Annotated in this window: 20 protein-coding genes; 3 read left to right on the top strand and 17 right to left on the bottom strand. The window is 41.0% G+C overall.

From position 1 onward, the window contains the following. Nucleotides 1-5 precede the first annotated feature (5 nt). The gene (locus C7B89_RS11120) at nucleotides 6-311 is read left to right on the top strand and encodes a transposase (protein WP_115673732.1); all 306 of its coding nucleotides are present in this window, start codon (nucleotides 6-8) and stop codon (nucleotides 309-311) included. On the opposite strand, the gene C7B89_RS11115 is transcribed toward C7B89_RS11120, so the two are convergent. The 3 genes from C7B89_RS11115 to C7B89_RS11105 are packed head-to-tail and all read right to left on the bottom strand — an operon-like array spanning nucleotide 308 to nucleotide 2,180. Beyond that, a complete protein-coding gene (locus C7B89_RS11115; RefSeq protein WP_115673731.1) occupies nucleotides 308-991 on the bottom strand; it encodes a DUF1963 domain-containing protein in 684 nt (227 codons plus the stop codon). The genes C7B89_RS11120 and C7B89_RS11115 overlap by 4 nt on opposite strands. Continuing rightward, a complete protein-coding gene (locus tag C7B89_RS11110) occupies nucleotides 981-1,556 on the bottom strand; it encodes a DNA-3-methyladenine glycosylase I (RefSeq protein ID WP_115673730.1) in 576 nt (191 codons plus the stop codon). The genes C7B89_RS11115 and C7B89_RS11110 overlap by 11 nt, the downstream gene beginning before the upstream one ends. Nucleotides 1,557-1,583: 27 nt before the next feature. Continuing rightward, nucleotides 1,584-2,180, bottom strand: coding sequence for a class I SAM-dependent methyltransferase (locus C7B89_RS11105; RefSeq protein ID WP_048393890.1), 597 nt, complete (start codon nucleotides 2,178-2,180; stop codon nucleotides 1,584-1,586). A gap of 123 nt (nucleotides 2,181-2,303) precedes the next feature. Between C7B89_RS11105 and aac(6') the strand changes: the two genes are divergently transcribed. Beyond that, the gene (gene aac(6') / locus C7B89_RS11100; protein ID WP_115673729.1) at nucleotides 2,304-2,738 is read left to right on the top strand and encodes an aminoglycoside 6'-N-acetyltransferase; all 435 of its coding nucleotides are present in this window, start codon (nucleotides 2,304-2,306) and stop codon (nucleotides 2,736-2,738) included. A gap of 62 nt (nucleotides 2,739-2,800) precedes the next feature. Here the strand turns inward: aac(6') and C7B89_RS11095 are convergent, their stop codons facing one another. From C7B89_RS11095 to C7B89_RS11060, 8 genes are all read right to left on the bottom strand, one after another. Continuing rightward, entirely contained in the window at nucleotides 2,801-2,992 is a 192-nt protein-coding gene (locus C7B89_RS11095) for a hypothetical protein (protein WP_054548747.1), read from the bottom strand. Nucleotides 2,993-3,448: 456 nt separating this feature from the next. Beyond that, nucleotides 3,449-4,960, bottom strand: coding sequence for a right-handed parallel beta-helix repeat-containing protein (locus C7B89_RS11090; RefSeq protein WP_244205642.1), 1,512 nt, complete (start codon nucleotides 4,958-4,960; stop codon nucleotides 3,449-3,451). A 227-nt stretch (nucleotides 4,961-5,187) separates the two neighbouring features. Beyond that, nucleotides 5,188-6,147: a hypothetical protein gene (locus tag C7B89_RS11085; RefSeq protein ID WP_115673727.1), complete on the bottom strand. Its 960-nt coding sequence runs from the start codon at nucleotides 6,145-6,147 to the stop codon at nucleotides 5,188-5,190. A 71-nt stretch (nucleotides 6,148-6,218) separates the two neighbouring features. Next, nucleotides 6,219-7,901: a methyl-accepting chemotaxis protein gene (locus C7B89_RS11080; protein ID WP_115673726.1), complete on the bottom strand. Its 1,683-nt coding sequence runs from the start codon at nucleotides 7,899-7,901 to the stop codon at nucleotides 6,219-6,221. A gap of 162 nt (nucleotides 7,902-8,063) precedes the next feature. Continuing rightward, complete coding sequence (locus C7B89_RS11075; protein ID WP_103117948.1) at nucleotides 8,064-8,507, bottom strand: hypothetical protein; 444 nt, start codon at nucleotides 8,505-8,507, stop codon at nucleotides 8,064-8,066. 63 nt (nucleotides 8,508-8,570) lie between these two features. Continuing rightward, a complete protein-coding gene (locus C7B89_RS11070; RefSeq protein WP_115673725.1) occupies nucleotides 8,571-10,127 on the bottom strand; it encodes a YndJ family protein in 1,557 nt (518 codons plus the stop codon). Further along, nucleotides 10,096-10,707, bottom strand: coding sequence for a DUF4166 domain-containing protein (locus C7B89_RS11065; protein WP_115673724.1), 612 nt, complete (start codon nucleotides 10,705-10,707; stop codon nucleotides 10,096-10,098). Before C7B89_RS11065 ends, C7B89_RS11070 begins: the two co-directional genes overlap by 32 nt. Nucleotides 10,708-10,712: 5 nt before the next feature. Continuing rightward, nucleotides 10,713-11,606 (bottom strand): DoxX-like family protein, encoded by an 894-nt coding sequence (locus C7B89_RS11060; protein ID WP_115673723.1) that lies wholly within the window; start codon nucleotides 11,604-11,606, stop codon nucleotides 10,713-10,715. Nucleotides 11,607-11,711: 105 nt separating this feature from the next. Here C7B89_RS11060 and C7B89_RS11055 point away from each other — a divergent pair, with 105 nt between their 5' ends. Beyond that, entirely contained in the window at nucleotides 11,712-11,996 is a 285-nt protein-coding gene (locus tag C7B89_RS11055) for an RNA polymerase sigma factor (protein WP_244205640.1), read from the top strand. A 454-nt stretch (nucleotides 11,997-12,450) separates the two neighbouring features. On the opposite strand, the gene C7B89_RS11050 is transcribed toward C7B89_RS11055, so the two are convergent. The 6 genes from C7B89_RS11050 to C7B89_RS11025 form a co-directional block, all read right to left on the bottom strand. Further along, on the bottom strand, nucleotides 12,451-13,017 hold the full coding sequence (locus C7B89_RS11050; RefSeq protein WP_115673722.1) for a hypothetical protein: 567 nt from the start codon (nucleotides 13,015-13,017) through the stop codon (nucleotides 12,451-12,453). A 378-nt stretch (nucleotides 13,018-13,395) separates the two neighbouring features. Continuing rightward, on the bottom strand, nucleotides 13,396-13,626 hold the full coding sequence (locus C7B89_RS11045) for an alpha/beta hydrolase (RefSeq protein WP_115673721.1): 231 nt from the start codon (nucleotides 13,624-13,626) through the stop codon (nucleotides 13,396-13,398). A gap of 32 nt (nucleotides 13,627-13,658) precedes the next feature. Next, nucleotides 13,659-14,183 (bottom strand): tubby C-terminal domain-like protein, encoded by a 525-nt coding sequence (locus tag C7B89_RS11040; protein ID WP_115673720.1) that lies wholly within the window; start codon nucleotides 14,181-14,183, stop codon nucleotides 13,659-13,661. 128 nt (nucleotides 14,184-14,311) lie between these two features. Beyond that, nucleotides 14,312-15,028, bottom strand: coding sequence for a toast rack family protein (locus C7B89_RS11035; protein ID WP_115673719.1), 717 nt, complete (start codon nucleotides 15,026-15,028; stop codon nucleotides 14,312-14,314). A 112-nt stretch (nucleotides 15,029-15,140) separates the two neighbouring features. Beyond that, the gene (locus C7B89_RS11030) at nucleotides 15,141-15,521 is read right to left on the bottom strand and encodes an SRPBCC domain-containing protein (RefSeq protein WP_048390658.1); all 381 of its coding nucleotides are present in this window, start codon (nucleotides 15,519-15,521) and stop codon (nucleotides 15,141-15,143) included. A 29-nt stretch (nucleotides 15,522-15,550) separates the two neighbouring features. Further along, on the bottom strand, nucleotides 15,551-16,759 hold the full coding sequence (locus C7B89_RS11025) for an MFS transporter (RefSeq protein WP_054548758.1): 1,209 nt from the start codon (nucleotides 16,757-16,759) through the stop codon (nucleotides 15,551-15,553). Nucleotides 16,760-16,795 lie beyond the last annotated feature (36 nt).

Genomic DNA, 16,795 nt, shown 5'->3' with positions numbered 1-16,795 from the left:
ATGTTATGACAATTGTCATGCTGACTGCCACGATTGGTATCCCCAGCCTTATGGCATATCTTCAGCACAAATGGGCTAGCTTTCGCCTTCTTTTCAACATACTAGGTGTCCTTGCTGCTATTCTGTTTAGCACGATTGCCGCTACAGCTATAACGAACATTATTCTTGAGGATGTAGTCTTTATGACAACGATCCATGCTGTGTTCTTAAACCCTGTCTTTCTAATTACAGGGGCGTACCTTGGCTTATATCTGATTTACCGGTTCATCATGATGACAATTCATGAAAGAGACAGGCGGCCATCCCTTTAGTAGAAATCACAATAGACGTGCCAAGTCTGGATTGTTGGATTGTAGAAAAAATAAAAATTACCATGATCCACAATATTCAAACGTGCTTTTGCATCGGAGGCAATTTGGAGGACAAATGGCGCATCGTCACCGAAATCAACGCCACTTTGACAAAAGCTTGGATAGCCACCAATTTTATGGAGTGGATAGAGGTCTTCAACAATATCCTCAAAATAGTCGAGCTGCTCTTCATGCTCCAACGTCAAAATCTCTTCCTCCAATTGAGCAGGAATACCGCCCCCATCCCATGTTGGATAGTCGTTCGTGATATGCTGTGGTATGAGTGGAAACGCGCGAATTTGTTCATGCTGCCATTCGCGCTTTACTAAGCCTTCCAAAGTGGTGTACGTTCTAATATCAAAATAAGAACCAAGATCATCCTCCATCAGATGATCAAATAGACGTTCATCGACAAAAACTGTGACTAATTGAAAAGGCTGTAATGCCATCGGTACATAGGGTAGACCTTTTAGAAAAAACGTAGCGAGCGGCTGATAGCCAGATGGTGGCTGCTCTTCTGGTAAGGACCAGCCCACATAGCCAATCCAGCTTTCCAATAAATCATGTGTAGGTCGAATACCACCCGTTTGAAAAATCGTGGCCTGCGTGGCTAGTTGAGCCCGAATTTGTTCAATTGCCATCCGCTAGCTCCTTTTGTCGACAGCAGCAATCTGTTGTATGGTCGTTTACCATGCCCACTGCCTGCATAAAAGAATAACAAATTGTACTACCGATAAATTTAAAGCCATCTTTCTTCAATTGCTTGCTCATACCATCACTAATTTCTGTCGTCACAGGCACCTCTTTGATGGATGCCCACTCATTCATAACTGGTTTGTGATCTACAAAGCCCCAAATATAATCTGAGAATGAGCCATGCTTTTCCTGTATTTGGAGATATGCTTTAGCATTTGTCACCACGCTAGCTATTTTTAATTTATTGCGTACAATCCGTGTGTCTTGCTGCAATTCCTCTAGCTTGTCTGCTGTATAATGGATAATTTTTTCCACATCGAATTGATCAAATGCCTCACGATAGCCTTCACGCTTTTGGAGAATCGTCCACCAGCTCAAGCCAGCCTGTGCCCCCTCCAAGCAAAGCATCTCAAATAAATGCTGGTCATCATAGACCGGTACACCCCACTCCTTGTCATGGTATTCCACATACAAAGGCTCATCTAGCTTGACCCAATCACATCTTTTCATTTTTATACCCTCCATTTTATGTATCCTTTACTTAATAGCTGTAATGCAAAGCCATCCTTTACTTGATTTTTCGGTGACATACACGGTTTGAAAACCGATACGTTCTAATAATTGCTTCGTTGCCTCAGGAGTTTGATAGGCTTTCATATGATAGTTCATTTTGTAGAGCTCTGCTATGATAATAAATTTCCCACCGTTTTTCAGAACCCGCCATACTTCCTCTACATCCTGCTCCAAGGATGGCCAAAAATAGTGCGTTTGAAAGGCTGTAATCGCATCAAAAAACTGATCATCGTATGGAATGCTTGAAACGCTTGCCTCTTTCACAATGACGCTACCCCTGGCAACATTTGCTTTATTCAATTTGATTGATTCCTTCACTGCCTGTGTGGAAAAATCTATCCCATATATTATACCATTTGGATTCAATTTGGATAAAATTTGGAGCGTTTTCCCACCACCACATCCTATGTCTAACACACGATCACCATCATTGATAGCACCTTGCCTGATGAACCATGCATTCATACCACGATGGGCAAAATTCATAATTTGTAGCATCGTTGAGCCAATCCATCCATTTGGCTTTTTCGCTTGTTCAATTAACGTTTGTAAGAGTGACATGATTGGATTCCCCCCTCAAGTAAGATTGTTAAAATAGAATTAGAGCTTTAAAATAAAAACGCTTACTAGTTTGTACGTACTTCAAAACAATTTGTTTCATTTTTTACAAAGGAGGAAAATTTTATGATTCAACAAGCAAACCAGAAGAACGCTCATGCTGCGGCCTCATTAGCCTTACTGCTCTGGCCTAATCATACACTAGAGGAATTTACCGAAGAGATGACACAGCTGCTAAAGGAAGAAAACGCAGCTATTTTTCTTGTCTATGACGATGACGAAGCAGTTGGATTTGCCCAATGCCAGTTAAGAACAGACTATGTAGAAGGGACTGACTCAAGTCCAGTCGGCTATTTAGAAGGCCTTTTTGTGAGAGAGGAATATCGCCAGCAGGGCTATGCAAGACTGCTTGTGGAGAAATGTGAGCAATGGGCAAAGCATAGGGGCTGTCTAGAGTTTGCCAGTGACTGTGAATGGGACAATGACGAAAGCCTAAGGGTTCATCTTCAGCTCGGTTTTACAGAAGCTAATCGCATCATTTGCTTCACAAAAAAATTATAAAATGGCTGACAAAAAAATCACAGGCGTTGCAAACATAGCACCTGTGATTTTTCGACATTTTTTTAGTTTAGATATGTATTGTTGGAAATATTTCGTTCGCGCTCATCTATGATTAATTGGATCATTAATGCGAGTTGTTGTTCGATTCGCATATTATTTAGATGTAAGATATCAGCAATCACATTCTTGTGCTTCTCTGCTAATTCCATCTCCTCTAGCATTAACATAATTTCTTCTTTTGTCAGCCCAAACATACTCATATCACCCCAATACTCTCTCTATTTATTATTGTAAAATCATTACTCCCATTTCATAATTAACGAAAATTTATCTTATTGGATGAACCATTTTTACTAATTATAGGTTTAAACATAGAAAATAATCAATCTATTATCCACATTTATTTAATATTTATTTTACATTAAGTAAAAACTTTTATTATGTTGGTTATAACTTATACAAAGATTGTATAAGTTTCCCTGTGGAATATTTCAAAATATTGCAGTAATTGCAACAAGACATCTATACCATTATAAAAATATTCTTGCATTTTGTCGAATTATAGATTTTTTTTGCACAAATTAAAGTTAATTAACAGCCCAAACGTATTTCTTTACCCATTTTTCACATATATGAAATATCAATACACGAATCCATAAAAAAAGTAATTTCAAAATTGAAACTACTTGTCTTATTTGTATAATCGGCTTTTATATTATTTTTTTAATATCATATTTCACTATTTCTAATTTCATGTCCTCAATTTGAGAAACCTTTGATGCTGTATCCTTCTGCCATGTCGCTGACTGTACATGTCCTTGTACAAATAATTGGCTGTTTTCCTGTACCACCGCTGGAGCCTTTACTGCGGCTATATCAGTATGACGCATTTCCAATAATGATTTATTGGACAGCGCTAAGAATGGTCTAGCCGCCTTATCCACCCTACAATTTTCAATACGCCCCATTGATTGATCTGACCAAATCATGGCATAAGAGCTTTCTTGACCATCTTTAAAATAGCTATTAGCTATCTCAAAAATTGCATCAATGCAAGTAATTCCGTTTCCTTCCATTTGTTCAAACGTGCAATATTGTGTAAATAATCGGGCATTGTTGATATAGATATGGTGGCTTTGCAGCTCTCGAATCGTTGTATGATGCATCATGATTTTGGCATGTTCATTACCATAAACACCACCTGATTGCCCAAATTGAATAATCGATTGCTGTAGCTTTAATCCACTAGCATCAACAATAATATGAAATTGCTGATGGTTTTGAATTTTACATTGGTTCATCGAAACATTTGCCTCATCCACAATGGTAAGCCCGACAGCCATGCCATTACGAACATGACATGTATGCAATTCCACCTTGCTATTTTCTATCAACACCTGCGCCTTGACATGCCGAGAAACTTGACAATCATAGAACTTGGCTTCGGTTTTTTCTCCAAGATACACCCCATGACTTTGACCATCTGAAAAAATAGAATCAGAAACCATTAGTTCACTGCGATGAACCACCATATTCGTATCAAAATGCTCTTTTATTTCACAGCCATCCATCCTGAAAGTCGTGCTATCAAACAATTGAATGCCTACCCCTTGCCCTTGGTGCACTAAACAATTGGTCATCGTAATCTCACTCGACGCAGCTATTACTTGTGCCTTGTCATGCCCATGAATTTCACAGTCCTCCATTGTCATCTTGACATGGCGAATCGCAAAAATACCATGCTTCTTCCCTTCCAACAGCATACAATTCGTCAAGGTCAGCTCACAGTTTTGAGCGATAATCTGTGCCTTCCTATGATGCTCAAATGTCGTGTCGACTAGAATAACACTGGATCCATTCGCCACACGCAAACCAAAATGATTCAGTGGCGTAGCAAGCACTGCACAATTTTTCATCAGCAAACTACCATAGCTCACCATCATCTGCGTTCGAATCAATTGCTCCTCAATGACACAATTCTCTAGCTGTAAATCACCTTTCACATATAGCCCCTGCCCTTGCCGGAACCGTAAATTACGCATCGCGACAGGAGTTTGATAGCGAATAAATACACCACCCTTGATGGTCACATTGCCAACCCCATACAACGTCAGCCGCTTGGCAATATCCAAGCTTTCCTCATAAATCCCATCCCGAATTTCAATCATATCCCCAGGCGCCGCCTCTTCAATCGCCTGCCCGATACTTTGATAACGATGCATTATGCTCCTCTTCACCACAAGTACAGCCATTTACACACTCCTAACCAAAAAATGTTCGTACCCTATTTATATACCGAACATGCTTGTGCTTATTCAATTTTGTGTAAAATTGCTGGAATATGCAGGTGTTTATTTGGAATGTTTGACGGTTTAATGAAAGTGGGGAAAAATGAAAAAACCACCAACAACCGAATTCCCTCGGTTATTGCTGGTTTTTTTCATTTACATTATTTCTTGCGTTTCACAAATACAATAACAAAAATAGCGGCTAGTGCTGCTAGGATAGCGATCATCCAAACTGTGTTTGAGTTGGATGCTGTGTCATCTGCTGCGGCTGCTTGTTGCTCTTCTCTTGGTGTAGCGTTCGAAAACTCCGTTTCTTTGGCATCCTCTTTCACCACTTGTGCAGTGCTAATTTGCACATATTGTAGTGTTGCTTCATTCGAGTCGGATGCTTCATGCTCGTGGCTGTCACCATGGCCTTCTGCATGATCCCCGTGGTTTTCCTCTTGCCCACCGTCATGTCCATGAGGGTGATCCGCTGCTGTTGTAAAAATAGAACGTTCTAGCTGTTGCCCTACCCAGCTTTTGGCATCTGTTGAATCGGCAAAGATGCGAGGGTGTCCTGACAGCATGTATGTTTTACCGTCGATGATGATTCCTGTTTGGTCACCTGTGACAACGTCTTCAATCGTACCCGTTGGTCCTTCTGCAAAGCCGCCCATCTGAATAAGCGTATGTCCGCCCATATCAAATGTAAGGTGCTCTGTTAAGAATGCAATGTACTCTTCTTTCGTCATGGTTGCGTCAGGATTGGCTAGCTCAAGTTTATGATGAAAAAGTGCTGTATTTATTTCCTTGTACGTAATATCTCCCTCTAGCGAAGATACGTAATCCTCTTTTTGAGCTGCTTGTGCTAGCTCATCCACTGTTGCTCCCTCAAGGCCGAAAAAGCCACCTACCCAGCCTGCAAAGTCCTTGCGTGAAAGATTGTCTGTTGGATTTAAGGCCATATCTTTGCCATTGTACCCAAGAAGCCCAATACTGTGTAGTACCATAATGTCCTGAATATTGGCGGCTGTTTCAGGGACATCTGTGAATAGTGTACTTTTATCCATCGTATGGGCGTAGGCAACGGGTGCCATGAATAAAGTACTCATCAATAATAAAAGTAAATATTTTCTCAAAATGATTCCACCTTCCAATGCCTTAGTATACAGATGAAATGTGAGGGAAGTTTGAAATCCACAGGTATTTTCTATTGCTTAAATTGACGAATCAGGGCATTTAGTTGTTCAGCCATTTCTGCTAAATGCTCGGCACTATGTTTAATTTCAGCCATGGAGCTTGCAGTTTGCTCAATGGTAGCCGATGTTTCCTGAATGCCTGCCGCTGATTGTTCGGAGACAGCAGCAATTTCATCGACTGCTTTATTAATCGTGACAGTATTGTGAACAACTTCAGCTAGCTCCACTGACATACCTTCAATGCCTGTCGCAATGGCCTCAATAGCATCCGCAATTCGATTGAATGTTGTATTGGTTGCGGCCATTTGTGTTGTGCCCTTTTCGACTTCCTCATAGCCTTGCTCTAGCGAGGAGGTTACTGTATCGGAATCATCCTGAATTTTTCTGACAATCGCTGTAATATCATCGACGGAGAAGGCGACCTGTTCGGCTAATGTTCGAACCTCGTCGGCCACCACGGCAAAGCCTTTCCCCTGTTCCCCAGCTCTAGCTGCTTCAATCGCTGCGTTCAATGCGAGTAAATTAGTTTGGGCAGCAATCGTTTGAATGACCGCTACAAGCTTAGAAATCTCCTGTGTTTGCTTACTTAAGCCATTTACCTGATTCACCGCGTCCTTCACTGTATGCTGGATGGCTTCCATTTGTTTTGTGGAAGTGGTCATTAAGCTTCTACCTTCTTGTGTTAAAGCCTTCACACTCTGCGAATACTGTTGAACATCTTTACTGCCGTGATGAACCGTAGTAACTTTGCTAGTAAAATCATTCATGGCGGAAGCGACATCAGAGGCATGATCTGCCTGTAATTCTGTCCCACTTGCCATTTCTGTAACCGTATGAACAATTTGCTCTGTCCCCATTTTGACCTCAGAAGTCGACTGAAGAAGCTCCTCACTATGTGCCGCTACATCATTGGACACCGTTTGAATGTGCTTTAATAGACGATTTAAAATATCTGACATCGTATTGGTCGCTTCCATCAGTTGCCCTACTTCATCCTTCGATTGAACCTTCAAAGGCGGCTCACTTAAATCGCCATTGGTCATTTGTTGCATACGCTTGGTTAACGTCACGATTGGTCTTGAAATACCACGAGCACTTAATAGCTCAATTATCACTGCTAGAAGAACAATCACAATACCTACGATAATGGCGATTCGCTGTTTCTGCTCTCCAGCAGCAATACTGTCCGTCCCTACCTCATTAATGGCTAGCTTCCGTTGCGCCGCTAAGTCTTCGTAGCCTTCACGAATGGTCGTAGCTGTGTCATCCATTTTTGTGAGGTTTTGGGTAGCTAGCTCGGTGTTCCCTTGATCATATACCGCAAATACCTCTTGCTCAATATAACGGTTCCATTCCTTAGACATTTCCGCAAATTGTCCGAATTCGCCTGAGGAAGATAATGCTGACCGCTTTTCTTCATTGCTTAGTTCCTTTGCAACATTATCCTGAAATATCTCTTTATACTTTTCTCTCCCAGAAAGCACATAGCCTCTAGCTGCCGCTATTCTTAAATCAATGGACTGTGCCTGCTCGTAATCGATGATTAATAGTTGTAATTCTTGCTGTACAATTTGCTCTGTCGCATCATTGCTTTGCTTGATGGCAAAGTAATTGTAAACAATGTATCCTATCATGATTGCAATCACAATGCTAAAGGAAAAAACAATGCGTCTACTGATTGTTTTGAACTTCATTTGCAAAAACCCCTTATTTTCCTAATCTATTCCATCCTTAAAAATCTACCATTTAATTAGGACGATTAGCGGTTTTAGGAATTTTTGCTATATTTCCAGAAATAACTTGGTCAATATAATGTTTTTTATAGCATCTTTTATCGCACGCCTATAGTACTATCCTTAATCCCAGCCATTGAACATTACATCGCCAATGGTTTGACTATTAAAATAAGAGACGTATTTCCATTCTGTAGCAGATAGGCTATGGAACGCCTCATCCTTTGTTAGTAATGTTGTAAGTGTCTCCGCTTCCAAGCATTTTCGCATAGGAAAATATTTATGCAGGTGAGGCTTGGATAAAAAGGTAAAGCTATTCACCTCCTGCTTGGCAAATGCGATGTACGGCATCAAACGATGATGAAGAATCGTCAGTGTTTCTCCATCGATTTCAATCACTGCCTGCATATAGACAAAGGGCGCTTGATCAATAAATTGCCTTACTTTCGCTCTTTGTTCGCTTGTCACTAAATGGTACACCATCGACTGAAACATGCGCATGTCCTGCTCAATTAAATGCGCTGCATCGAAACCAGAAATTCCTTTTGTTAAACGCAAGCCTTCCATCACTCCTTGTTATTTGTCTCTATAATAGGACCTTCTCGTTCGGTTGAGGAAATTCCTGCCAATCTAAGCATTTCTTTTAATATGATAATCAATTTGTAGGAATGGAATACCAAATAACGTCATCTGATGGCGTGCTGACAATGTCTTGTCATCTACCGCAGAAATTTGAAAATGCTCCTGTAGGGGTAGCCTCATCACATTTTTTCCTATCGCCAAATAAATTCCTGCATCTCCATCATGACGACTTGTTAGGTGTAGCTGACCATTTTCTTCATAGGCATACAAAATGCCAACCATTGTTGAGAACGGGAGTGGTAAGGCTATATTCATATAGGTCGTTTCGTCGCTTGTGTGCTTCGAATAAATCGCGACAAAAACGGTTTGCTGATGAATTGTCCGAATCCATGCACGTGGAGACGGACGGCTATCTCGTGCAGAATCGACCTGAACAATGCTACCCGTCATCTCAACTGGCTTACTGGAAAAGGGTAAATTGAGCTGTTGGAGCAAACGGCTCATTCCTTGATACAGAAAGGCAAAAGGTCGAAACCAAGCCTTCCATTGCACCGTCGAAAGCAGCCGATAGGTCGTCGTATACTCATAAAAATGTGGAATGACAGGCGGTAGCTTTGTAGTATCCACAAAATCCTGTAAGGCATCGACCAAGCCAGGGTGTGGTATATTCTCATGATGTAGCTTCCCGCGAATTTGGCTTACAGGGAACTCAAACGGACGCTGTGTTGTTGGGGGGACAGCCATTAGCCAGGCGATGACCCCTATCCCCCCAAAGAAAACACCATTGATCACACCATGGAATTGAAGCATTTCTGGAATGCCGATGGAAACGTTTCCGCTGACACGACTGTAAACATACAGACAAGATCCAAGAATCGTCAGACAGAGCGCTCCATAGGAAGTCCTCAGCAATAGCCCCTGTCCAAACGGAAGCTTTGTTTTGAGCGCTACGAAAAACAAGCCGTAAATGGCGAAAATATAAAGAGCGACGGCGATGATTTCGATGAGAATGGAAAAGGCAATACCTATCGCAACAAGGATTGGTCCTGCCAGCAACATCATCACCATAACACGATAGCCTCTACTATCATGTAATCGACCTAAAAGTCCAACTGAAATGGGTAATAAACAAGCCGAATAATGAAAGTGAATGGCCGTTAACCACGTTATTAATGGTGAAAAACCAGTATCCATGTTGGTGACATAGGCGAAAAACCACAGACCACCGAGGGCTAGGTAGAAAAGCCCCATGTCGATAGCAAACTCCGCAATATTTGTAAAACCTCGTTGTAAAAATCTTTTCACGCCTTGCATGGCGATATAGAAGGTATACAGTACATACATGCCTGCCAAAACATTAGCCAAAACGCCATCCGTCGACCAATGCAGCAGTGTAACGGCTAGCATCATCCCCATAGTAATGGCTGTGCCGACTTTCTGAACATCCACAACCATTAATACCATGGTGGGAACGAAAATTAGTTGAGCAACGGTTAGTAACCATAAGTAATTGGGTTGCCCACTAAGCACAAAGCACATCACCGTGAACAAAATCCCTAGTAAAAAAATGAAATTACTTCGATTGTTGCGTAAATTCACCAGCATACATCATGAGCCTCCCTATGAATGGATTATGGATGGAGACATGAATGGTAAAGACATTTTTCGATTCATCAAAGCCTTCCTCTACAATGACTCGACCCTCTAACAGTCTAGGCATCGGGCATTCGAAACGCGAGAGGACAAAGCGCTGCTTTCCTGAACGAATGACCAATGTCCCCGCTCGTGTCACCGTAAAGTGCAAATCGGAATAAAAAAGAGCGGGTGTGCCTAAATAATCTTTCACAATTTTTTGGATTGGATCAATGGTCATCCTTGCATCAAAATGCCTTGTTTTCTGCGGGAAATAAAAGGTGCGCTCCCATAGTACCTCTAGTTCCCCACTTGGCAGGGCTCTGCATGTATTCGAAATAGTAAAGGGGATATCCTCCCCTGACTCTGGGAACAGAAATCGCGTTTTCGCAGCCAGTGTATAGAAGGGACACATCCATTTAGCACCAGATTTTATTTGATGCATCACGCCCTTAGCAAAAAATGATTCATCAATTGGTAACGCATAACGCTGTTGTAGCATCGGATGAAGTCTTGCAAAATCATCCCCTAATAATGTTTGATAGATCGTCATCCTTGTTATCCTCGCTTTCTTTTACAACTTTTAGCACTCGGTACATCCTTACTTAAGCTAAATCCGACAATCGACAACACCCATAAAGCACTATTAAAGGTAAGTGGATTAAAGGGTGCTTGTACACTTGTCGGGTCCGCAACAATAGCAGCTATCGTCAAGAGCGGAAAAACGATGATTTGCATGCCAAAGAGCCAGCGTTTTCCTCGCGGGTAAAGCCAACAAAAAGCAAAGAGAATTTCCGCAACCCCTATCCACATAACTAGCTGATCTGCATGGTTTAGTAATGAAGCGGTCATCTTTAATTCCTGCGGATGCAAATGGATGATCTTCGGTACAAGACCATGATAGAACCAGACAAAGCAAAAGAATAGACACAGAAGCATCGTTAAAAAGAATCGACTATACTGTGCGGTAGGATTTTCTCCTTTTTCTAGCCATCTTTTTAAAACGTCAAAGCTGAGTGCCGTCGCCCACCCCATTAATGGACGAAAAAATAAATCAAAGAATACGCCAAGCTTGCCATAGCGTGTATCATAATCATATTGGGTCAGAAATGTCAGCCCCTGTTGATGCGGGATATATTGCCAATAGCCTTTTCCCTCCGCTATGGGTGAGCGCTTTTGAGGCGTACCAAAATGCAGTGAGGATGTTCGCGTGCCATTTTCTTTATGATGCTCCCCCTTGCTTTCTCCCCAGCCGCTTACCTGTAAGCCTGCCATTACCTTCGTTTCATAGGTAAAACGCTGTGGCTCCTCGGGTGCTTTTTTCGGAATATATGTAATCGATGTAAAACGTAAATCCCATTGCTCATGCAGATGAGGATTTTGTGTATAATCCCACGCTTTCTCTATAGGAGCCTGAATGTCTATCTCGACATAAATAGGCTTTCTGCTCATAAACTCACTCCTTTTTTTGATGAAGCCACTATCATTATAGCAGTAAATTGATAACCTTCTATTAAATGGGTATGCTTATGACGTTTCTCAATAAAAATAAAAAACTTGAATCGAAATGATGACTTGCTGAGTCTAATGGTCGAAAAGGAGGCGATTTTCATTACGAGCACCCAACAAACTCTTGTAGCCTTAGCCCAACAAGGTGATGAGCAGGCGTTTTATCAGCTCATTGAGCAGGAGCAGCATAAGCTTTACCGAATGGCCTATGTCTACGTACAAAATGAAAACGACGCCGTAGAAGTTTTTCAGCAAACCATTATTCGAGCCTATGAGGGGCTACCGCAATTAAAGGAGCCTCACTATTTTGCCACTTATCTGTACCTTTTATAGCAACTTAATGAAAACCATATAGTATAATACCTCTCCTACATTGAATCACAATTCAAAACTGCTATAAAAATAAATAATGAATTAAACGATCCAATCACAACCACAATTATCAAAAGTATGGAAGCATGCACTATGCTGAAACACGGAGTATATTACCTTGCAACTCGGCGATGAATGGCTTTCCCTATCGTTTGTACTATATTTTTAATTAGTTTTAACGAGAATACTAGGCTTTATTGATAATGATATACTCATGTCCTATTACTTCTTCACATCAGGCATCAAGAGCATGCCTTTATGTACCTACACTCATTCACTCTCCAGAGTCTATGGGATGAGCCGACAAAGCTAGAAATTTAAATAACAACAGCCCCTCTATTAATACTCTATTAATAGAAGGGCTGTTGTTTTTACTGTTCAAAATTAAGTTTTTGAAGGGTCCTTTCATAAAATGTTATGGTTTTTGACACGCAAAATTATAACCACCGATTTTTCTAGCCTCAGTCGCATTGGTTTGTCCATTTAACCCAGCATCATCTCGGGAGTCAATGATTGGATTTCCTCCCTGTGCAAAGCATTTGTTCATATAATTCATTTTTTCTTTATGTGTCAAGTATCGGTCCCAGAAGAAATAGCCTATGAAAGAAACCAAACCAATTCCTGCAAGCCATGCTATAACAGCATATGGTGTCACTTCCCCATCTTCATTTTCTTTATAAATTATTGTGCCATCATAATTGTCCATGTCTAGCCCAAAGGTTAAAAGTTTATGATGAACCTCATTAGGAGATAGTGATTCAAGAGATTCGTAATAATTTAATTCTTCATCTGTGAAATGATATAATTTCTGGGCTGCTTCTTCATCAAACTCTAATGTTTGTGTAGCCAAGTTATAGTAGATGGATTCGGCTAAAACACTTTCTTTACGTCCATATTCATCAGCATTCGCAAAATTCGGAAAAATTGTAGCAACAATCAACGTAACAATCAAACTGCAAATAAAAAATTGAAGCTTCTTCATCACAGTAAACCTCCTTGTTTTATTTATTTATGTTAAAATATTACATTAATGGATAATGTAATATTAGCTTTATTATACATATAATCCAGATAAATGTATAATATATAAAGAAAGTGAGGTGTTTTTTTGTATTTCTCAAATATACAATTATTAATGCTTGTATTTGCTTTTGTTATTACGATTTTCAGTGTGATTAAAGTGTATCAAATAAAAAAAGAGTATTTGATTAAACACAGAGAATTAGAGGTGGAATACGAAAGAATCCAACTGGAGAAACAAAAACAAAAGATTCTTTAATTTAGTATGAAAACTTACTATATAAAAAGTGCACCTCGTCATTAGATTTTCCCTAACGATTAGGTACACCTATTTTTTCCTTCAATCATTCACTACATCCTGCCACCAGTCGTCTACCTGATAGTGTAATAACTGTTCTGGATGAGTGCCATGTCCACGATACAGCGGCGCATAGCAGGTATAGCCTTGGTTATGTAATGCAGTGGCTACTGTCTTCATATCTCTTGTATGACTTGTAAAGGAATGTAAAAGCAATAGGGCATGCTCATTTCCCTGTAAATAAATCTCTTTTGCTGGTAATATGTTTAGCATTTCATCAAGCCCTTTCTTCCATCTACCTTTATTTAAGCCCCAACAAACAGCACTGCCTGTCCGATGGCAATAAAAAAGGCTTCCTGCTGAATGGGACTGCTGTCTTCAATTTGTAGTGTAATGTCAAAATGCGTCTCACAGAAAGTCGCTTGCCAGCGTGCGATAGGCTGCTCATTCACAGTAAAAACAGACCAGTCCTCCATTTCTTTGTTGAGCTTGATCTGCTGTTCGCCATTGGTAATGACTAAATCAGGAATCATGATTTGCCAGCCATCATAGGCAATCATATAGTCTTTACCTGTTACCAAATCCTTGCCACGGAAATGCACGCGCCCGCGACGGGATACTTTTTTACACGTAAAAAGCGGCTGACCATTGCGATCGTGGACATCAAAACGAACGAAATAACGATAGTCCATCGTTTTATCGAATGCTTTTTTTAGTGCATTGGAATACACGCGTTGAACGGTGGACGATACCTCCCCCGCTTCATTTAAAATAGTAACGGTCTCTGTTGACTCGATGGCCGCTGGTTGCTTGTATGTATAGGTCTTCAATCTATTCGCTCCTTTGAAACATTGCTTTCTTAAAACTACCATAAAATAAGCGTCAAATACAAAGGATGTATTTGACGCTCCTATTATGGTTATTGCGGTTATTTCAATCAAGTAGCCTACTCCATTTTCTATCGATCTAACTTAAAGGTAATTTCCCCGATGCCCAATTCCGAATTGACCTCTAGCACGACATCCGCCTTGTCGTAAGCTTCGTTGACATAGACACCATTCCCTTTTGATACAAGGCCCTCCACATTAGACGAGCCAATGCCTTTTTCTGTCGTTAATTTCACGCCAACCTTTGAAGGTAAAATAACTGTTGTTTGACCGACACCTGTTTCAATAGTCGTTGTAAAGCTCTTTTTCCAGTCGCCACCTAGATTAACCGTTAGATCACCGACACCCGCTTCAATATCGAGCTTTTCCAGCTGAAGACCCTGTAAATCAAGATTGGCAAGAGAGGCACCCGTTTCCACATTCAGATCCATGGGGATGCTGTCGTTCAGTTGAATCGCCCATGTGTTTTTAATATTCGAGAGCCCCAGCCTTGTTGAGCCCTTATGCTTGATTTCCACTTCTCCTGTATCGCCATGTAGATCATAGTCTACCTGAGGGGCTAGCTTTTTTACATTATATTCTGCGTTGCCCTCAACCCATTCCTTTGCACCACTCGATACATTCATTTCGCCAACACCTAAATCAATGTCTACCTCTAATGCTTTCGCTTTATCCTTTTCCACCAAAATGGCTTCCTCTCGCATTTTATTTGGAATAAAGGAAAAGCACCCCGATAATACCAATGCTGACGTGCCTATCACGACACCTAAACCCACTAATTTTTTCACTATTATTTCCTCCCACCGTATAATCTACCAATAATTTCATTATATAGAAGGGAGGAAATTAAAATACGACCCTCCGCTCGAAATTCATCTAAGACCTAAGACGTAGAGAGGCTTACTGATAAGGAATGTCATGCCCCTCCAGCAATGCCTTTAAATTCGCAAGAGAGGCATCATAGCCTGACGAATTAAAGCTCACCGTAGTGCCATTACCCTGTTGGGCTAGCGTAATAGCAATCAATGTTTCAGGAACTTCTAGATAGAAGGAAAATTCCTCATTTTTCTTCACTTGCTGAATCGTTAGCTCCATCGGCAGTTTTTCAGAAAGCTGGTTATGCGCATTTGGCATTAAGGTAAATGTCATCTTTTCCCCAGCTGTTAGTATAGGGATGTCCCATATGGAGCCTGGTGCGTACCATCGGGAGAGGGATTGCTCCTCTGTAATCGCCTGCCATACTTTATCAATCTTTGCCTCAATCCAAATTGAACTGGTCATTCGTCGCAACCTCCATTTCCTCTTTTCCATTATTTTACCGAACTTTCAGAAGTTAGACTACCTTGGGATGTTCTGTATAAGTGAAATGCCCCCAGTATAACCATCACAGCGATAACATCCAAAGCGAGCTGATAGCTGGAAAAAACAGTAACCAATAAACCATAAACCGTTGGTGCCAAGACAATAAAGAACTGATTAATCGTTAACGCTGCACTAACAGTTAGTCCTACTGCTTGCGAATCGGATTGCTCCGTGACACAAGTGATATATATGGAATACCAGCCAAGCGCTAAAAACCCAAATAAACTGCAAAATAAAATCATGAGGCCCTTGCTATGTATGACAAAGGGCAAAAAGCCAACCATCAGGAATGTAGCGACCATGACGAGCACTAATAATGGCTCTCGTTTTTGAGCGAAATAATGGTCACTCATCCAAGCAAGTACAATTCTCCCAAACATCCCACCAAATAAAATCAGACTTAAATAGCGCCCTGCCTCGGTTAATGTATACCCACCTTCATGATGTAAATAGCTCATAAAGTGAGCTATGATAATCATTTGGAGGGACATCATAACCATGCCCACAAAAAATAAAGGATAGAGCGCCCGATTGTGCCGAATAGCACGCATCTTCTCTTTAAAAGGAATGAGAGGTGCCGTAGCGGTGTCATGCTGTTTTGGTTCTTTGTACAGCAATAAAAATAATAGTCCCCCACCAACCGCCATCAAGCCCTGTGCTAAATGGACAGAGGAAAGATGATGATGTTGATACAAATAGGTCAGCAAAGTGGAAGCCAATGCACCTCCAATCGGAATACCTGTTTGGCGTATCCCAATAGCAAGTCCTCGATGCTTGTTAGGAAACCATTTCACAATAGCAGTACTGCCACCTGTTTGCGCACTGCCATACCATATCCCCACAACTATTAATACGAGAAGCAATGTCGTATAATGATTCACGGGTATTAGCAATAAGGCTGACAGGCCCAGTAGTATCGAGCCCCATCCAATAATCTGCTTTTCTCCCTTTTTATCCATGAGATAACCAAATAGCAGCATGGAGAAAATTGGCCCTATATTGACGGCTGAAACAATTAGCCCTGTCTGGAAGGACGTTAAGTGCCATTCCATTTGATAAAAAGAGGCAACTGGCCCCATTCCGTAGGTCACAAAGGTTGCGGCTGTTTGCGAAAGTGTAGCCACAAGCAAGATGACCCATCGATAATATGTATGCATAATAACCCTCCATCAGGTTACTGCTTTTGCAGTCTA

Origin of the sequence: Lysinibacillus capsici, assembly GCF_003367505.1 — a bacterium.
GTDB classification, from domain to species: domain Bacteria; phylum Bacillota; class Bacilli; order Bacillales_A; family Planococcaceae; genus Lysinibacillus; species Lysinibacillus capsici.
Note: the sequence above shows the minus strand (reverse complement) of the source record. Positions and strands in the feature narration are given on the sequence as shown.